The organism is Desulfobacter sp. UBA2225, assembly GCF_002348205.1.
Classification (GTDB): domain Bacteria; phylum Desulfobacterota; class Desulfobacteria; order Desulfobacterales; family Desulfobacteraceae; genus Desulfobacter; species Desulfobacter postgatei.
On record NZ_DDYV01000339.1, the window covers coordinates 1 to 5,810 of the forward strand.

The 5,810-nt window shown below is 49.9% G+C and carries 4 protein-coding genes and 1 pseudogene; 4 read left to right on the forward strand and 1 reads right to left on the reverse strand.

What is annotated here, in order from left to right; genetic code table 11:
• Together B3D59_RS17695 and B3D59_RS17700 are read left to right on the forward strand one after the other, a co-directional pair.
• Nucleotides 1-596: methyl-accepting chemotaxis protein (locus B3D59_RS17695; protein ID WP_286822467.1), on the forward strand; the 596-nt coding region annotated here is incomplete at its 5' end.
• Nucleotides 597-699: 103 nt separating this feature from the next.
• Nucleotides 700-990, forward strand: coding sequence for an integration host factor subunit alpha (locus B3D59_RS17700; protein ID WP_286822468.1), 291 nt, complete (start codon nucleotides 700-702; stop codon nucleotides 988-990).
• A gap of 16 nt (nucleotides 991-1,006) precedes the next feature.
• Here the strand turns inward: B3D59_RS17700 and B3D59_RS17705 are convergent, their stop codons facing one another.
• Nucleotides 1,007-3,556 carry an AAA family ATPase gene (locus B3D59_RS17705; RefSeq protein ID WP_286822469.1) on the reverse strand — a complete coding sequence of 850 codons (2,550 nt, stop codon included), beginning with the start codon at nucleotides 3,554-3,556 and terminating at the stop codon, nucleotides 1,007-1,009.
• Between the two features lie 172 nt (nucleotides 3,557-3,728).
• On the opposite strand from B3D59_RS17705, the gene B3D59_RS17710 reads away from it, so the two are divergent.
• Together B3D59_RS17710 and B3D59_RS17715 are read left to right on the forward strand one after the other, a co-directional pair.
• Entirely contained in the window at nucleotides 3,729-4,748 is a 1,020-nt protein-coding gene (locus B3D59_RS17710; protein WP_286822470.1) for a carbonic anhydrase, read from the forward strand.
• 217 nt (nucleotides 4,749-4,965) lie between these two features.
• Nucleotides 4,966-5,810: pseudogene (locus B3D59_RS17715) on the forward strand (hypothetical protein); the annotation flags it as partial.

Sequence of the window (5,810 nt, forward strand, 5' to 3'; positions counted from 1 at the left end):
TGGCCTTGAATGCCGCCATCGAAGCGGCCCGTGCCGGGGAGCACGGCAAGGGGTTTGCCGTGGTGGCAGATGCGGTCAGAAAGCTTGCCGAACGCAGCCAGGCTGCAGCCAGTGAAATTAGCAATTTGTCAACGTCCAGTGTTGAAATCGCTGAAAATGCCGGTAAAATGCTCAACAAAATCGTTCCGGATATCCGCAAGACATCAGAACTGGTTCAGGAGATCAACGCGGCTTCTGCGGAACAAAACACAGGTGCAGACCAGATAAACCTGGCCCTCCAGCAACTGGATCAAATTATCCAGCAAAACGCCAGTTCTGCTGAAGAGATGTCCTCAACCGCCGAAGAGCTATCGGCCCAGGCAGGACAACTCCAACAGGCAATCTCCCACTTCAGGATTGAAAAAATGAAAATCCGGGAGCAGAACCCGCAACAGGAAAACCCCATATCTAAGAAAGACCGAACAACCGACAGCCGTGAGAAGCGTGACTCAACTACCAAGGTCATTACCAACAGACCGGAGACTCTGGGCCAAATCCAGGGCGTTGTGCTGGACATGGGGGAGGATTCACTGGATGATGATTTTGAAAAATATTAGAGAACATTAGAGTCAGGCTTCCATCTAATTGCTTGACTCTTTTGGAAAACCGATTAATATAATCCAAGTCCATCCAATCTAAACTAAAGAAAAGGCTGAAATTTTGACTTGTACCAAATCCACACTCATCGAAAAAATTTCAAATATATTTGACCAAAACCCGTCTCAGTCCAAAGAAGTACTTGAAGCCCTGATTGAAATCATAAAATCCACCCTGGCTTCGGGTGAAGATATTATGGTTTCCGGATTCGGAAAATTCCAGGTAATCGAAAAATCGCCGAGAAAGGGAAGGAACCCGGCCACAGGAGATGCCATGATTCTTGAAAAAAGACGGGTTGTCACGTTCAAATGTGCGGGAAAACTTAAGAACAAAATCAATGAAAACGTTCTGTAAAAACAAGTCGCATCGGCTATACGTTTACCTCTTTTGAGAGCAAAACCTGAAGCGCGGTCTGGCGGCGGCTGATATCCTGGTTTCCTACGGCCATGCCTAAAGCTCTTCGGGTCCCTACAAACACAGCCAGTTTTCTGGCACGGGTGATTCCTGTGTAAATCAGGTTGCGGAAGAGCATTTTAAAATGCTGGGTCAATAGCGGAATGATGACCACTTCAAATTCACTTCCCTGGGATTTATGAATGGTAATGGCATAAGCCAGGTCAAGTTCCAGGATGTCTGTCTGCTGGTAGTCCACCAGCCGGTTATCCGGTAGAAACCGGACAGTACAGCTAATATCCATGGTGTTGATCCGGTCAATGATGCCGATGTCTCCGTTAAATACCCCCAAATCATAGTTATTCTTTCTATGGATCACCCGATCCCCGGTTCTGAATACCCGCTGGCCCACGGTGAGTTGGGCCTTACCCGGTCCCATGGGATTATGGATATCCTGGATTTCACGATTTAGAGAAAGGGTGCCGAGACTGCCCCGGGTCATGGGGGAAAGGATCTGGATTTCCGTATCTTTTCCCAGGTATTTGGGAATCCACTCCAGATATAATTTTTTCACCGCATCCAAAGCAGACAGACCATAATGCAAAGAGGACCATGGGTGGACCTTTCCCACCACTTCCATAAGCTCTTCAACGCGATTTTCAGTGCCTGCCAGACGGACCAAATCCACATGGGCAAATTTCTTAGGTATGGCAATTTCAGTCTCCCAGGGTGAACACGACTCGGCAACCCTGAATTCATACAAATCACCATGATCATTGTCCGGGGCATCAGCCGGGGCGCAACCCTCTTGAACGGAACCGCTGTTTGATGTTTGCGGATCAACATCATGCATATACAAACGTTTAACCCGGCTGATAAAGGCAATCTGTTCTTTGGTGGCTTCATCGGAATCAATGAACAGGCAATCGGTGCCGTCCTGCCAGATGGAGGGATACTTAAATGGACTTTTTATCCATGGCATCCGGCCCCTGTTGATTTGGTGTGCAAATTTAATGATCATGGAAGACTGGGCCTGGCGAAACACCTGGGTAAGCCGGAAACAGGGCACTGCCTGTGAAGCAATAATATCCTTAAGCACATTTCCCGCCCCCACCGAAGGCAACTGGTCGCAGTCGCCGATAAATACCACCTGGCTCAGCTTTGGTACGGCTTTGAGCAAGGAGGCGGTCAGATTGATATCCAGCATGGAGCACTCGTCCACCACCAGAAAGTCTGTCTTTATAGGGGAGCTTTCATTTCGTTTAAATCCCCCGGCTTTCCAGCCCAAAAGCCGGTGAATGGTTTTTGCCGGTTTTCCTATCACCTCGCTCATACGCTGGGCAGCCCGGCCCGTGGGCGCGGCCAGCATCACCTTCAGACCCATGGCCTCCAGCAGGCGGACCATCACCCGTGTGGCAGTAGTCTTACCGCATCCGGGCCCACCGGTCAGAACGGAAAACTGCTGCTGTACCACCCCCTTGACCGCTGTGGTCTGCTCAACCGAAAGCTGCATCTGACAGCGTTGACAGTACAGCGTCATCCACCGGTCGATCCGGGCCTGGTCAAAGGTCCGCCCAGGACCAGGATCTGAAAGACGCTTTGCCACATACGCCTCGTCAAAATAAAGAGACCGGGCATAGTAACAGGCCACAGGCTGCCTGTTGCCATCGAGCAGATCCCTGCGCATCAGAAGCCGCTGCGCTTCCATCTCTGCCAGAAGCGTTTCAAGCTGCTGTGACAGATCAAGCTCTAGCAGGTCTTTTACCTGTTCTTTAATCTGGGGAAACGTAAGATAACAGTGCCCGAACTCTCTGGCTGCGGAGAGTACGTGACGGATACCGGCGGTGATTCTTGGGGGACTGTCCGTTTCAAGACCAATGCTTAAGGCCACCTTATCCGCAGTAAAAAAACCAATGCCGAAAAAATCAGACGCCAGGCGATAAGGGTCCTGGGTGATCCAGGCAATGGCATTCTGGCCGTATTCCTTATAAATACGAACGGAAAACAACGTGGAAATCCCGTGGGACTGCAGAAACATCATCACATCCCGTATGGCCCGGTGCTCGGCCCACGCCGTTGAAATCATTTCAAGCTTTTTGTGCGCAATTCCAGGCACTTCCGCAAGGCGATCAATATCGGATTCAAAGACATCCAGGGTCTGCTCCTTGAAATATCCCACAATTTTTTTTGCGGTTTTGGGCCCCACCCCCTTGATCAACCCGGAACCAAGATATTTTTCCAGAGCCGATGCCGTAGCAGGCTTTTGCTCCCTGGCATGCACGGCCTTGAACTGCCGGCCGAATTTCGGGTGCACCGTCCATTCTCCCTCAAATTCCATGGTTGCACCGGCAAATACTGTAGTCTGATGCACCACAACGGTTTCCCTGCTGCTCGGACGATCAAAGGGCAGTACCTTGAGAATGGACCAGCCATTGTCCGGATTATGGAATGTGACGCGGTCCACGACACCCTTTAAGACCTCATTGATGTGACCGGTATCGGGGAATGTATAAGTGATCTGGTTCATACCGACTCACCATACAGGACGCGGCTGACCAACACAACTTCTTTTGATCCTGAGCCTTTTATGAAGGTCGGATCTGAAACAAAAAAGGTGAACAATCCGGATAAATGTGGTATTTGAAATTTTTGATTTAAAGATAGATTTAAAGATAATAATGATTTTAAGGAGAAGGAAAATGAAAAAAACATCACTTCAGTTGCTCTTCTGTCTGCTGCTGACATGCACGCTTGCATTTGCCGGCTGTTCAGGAGAATCGGAAAAACAAAAAACCAGCCCGGACCAGGCGCTTCAGACGCTGAAAGATGGAAATCAACGCTTTGTCAGTGAAAAATCCGAACATCCGCATCTGACCAAACAACGGATGATTCAGGCCGCCATGGAAGATCAGGGGGACCATGCCTATGCCACAATCCTCACTTGTTCTGATTCCCGTGTGCCTGTAGAAGCGATTTTTGATGCCGGGGTGATGGATATTTTTGTTATCCGTGTGGCCGGCAATGTATGTGATACGGATGAAGTCGGATCCATAGAATATGGCCTGGCGCATGTTCGCACACCGGTTATGGTCGTACTGGGCCATACACAATGCGGCGCAGTGACCGCCGTCACCCGGGCGATCAATGGACACGACCATGCTGTAGAAAAAAATATTCCACCGCTGGTCGATAATATTGAACCTGCAGTCAGGCAAACCATAGAAAAGTATCCCCAGGCAAAAGGTGATGAAATAATTCCCCTTGCCATTGAAGAAAATGTCTGGATCAGCATTCGGGACCTGTTCATGAAAAGTGCCGCCACACGCGAACTTGTCAAGGCCGGTAAAGTCAAAGTGGTGGGTGCCATCTATGATGTCAGCGACGGCAAGGTTTACTGGCTTGAGGATACTACAGTAGACAACATTCTAAATCAAGTGGAAGCTGATCCTGACCGCGCCATGGAAGCTATGGCACAGAGCATTCTTACCCCGGATCTCCCAGCAATATCCCATGACGCAGCGCCTGAATCCCAGGAGGTTGCTCCTGCAACTGATGACGCAGCGCCTGAAACTCAGGAGGTTGCTCCTGCAACTGATGACGCAGCACCTGAAACTCAGGAGGTTGCACCTGAATCCGATGACGCAACGCCTGAATCCCAGGGGGTTGCCCCTGAATCTGATGACGCAGCGCCTGAAACTCACGACAGCGAGCATGCCTAAATAACGACCATGTCCTGACGGACACAACAAACAATGAAAGATGTGAGTTGTGAGGAAAACAGCTTATATAGATCTCACTACTAACCACTCAAAACTCACATCGTTCATATAACAGCCATGGGCTGACCTGACATATTAACTGCCAGGCATAGCCCACAACAAAGGTTGAAAGATCTGAGTANNCTTACCCAGACTTTCTTATAAAAAAGTGTATTCCATGACCACTGCAACTGACAATTCTACCCAATCAGCAAAAAACATCTCACCGGCGGATGCACAAAAACAGAATCTGATTTCCCAATGGGCCTTTGACACCCGCCCCATATTAGGCCGATTTCATTTATGGCTGGAAGATGTGCGCATTCACTGGTACAGCGACACGTCCCAAAAAAAAATTAAACGCCGCCATATGGATACGGTCTCCTTCACTGACGGACGTACCGAAAAAATGCTGGCGATCACCGCTGCTGTCACCGCGCTGGGCACCCGACTGTTCGGCCGGTACGGGGAAGGAAAGGGGCTGCCCAAAACAGAGTTGAACCTGGTAAAAAAAGATGCCGATGCCATTTCCGCTTACGCCATGAGCGAAAGTCTGTGGTATCTGTCCCGCACCTTGCCGGAAAATCATGCCATCATGGTCTGTTTAGGCGAAGGGCTGATGCCCAAAGCCGGAGAAACCGCAGAGATGGGCGCCAATCCTCTGTTGGGATTCGGAAGGATCTATGCCCGGCCCCAGGTGGCCAAATTTCTTGAAGACCGGGTACTGCGGCTGATCAACGATCCTGAATATGCCTGGGAGAAATTTTCCCGGGATATCCAGAAGCGGGACATCACCGTGTGGGGCGCGGCCATTGACACCCTGGAAAACACCTCAAGGTTTGCCAAGGGAGAACCCACAGGCCCCATGAGTGTCTTTCACCTCTTTGACCAGCCTTTGATCATCAGTGACCAGTATGAGGGATATATGGGGTGCCTTGTACTCCCGGAACAGGTTGTGGAAAATGCAGCCTACAAATCCGTCCTGGTCAATTATTTTACCCCGCGTTATATGGTCATGGATGC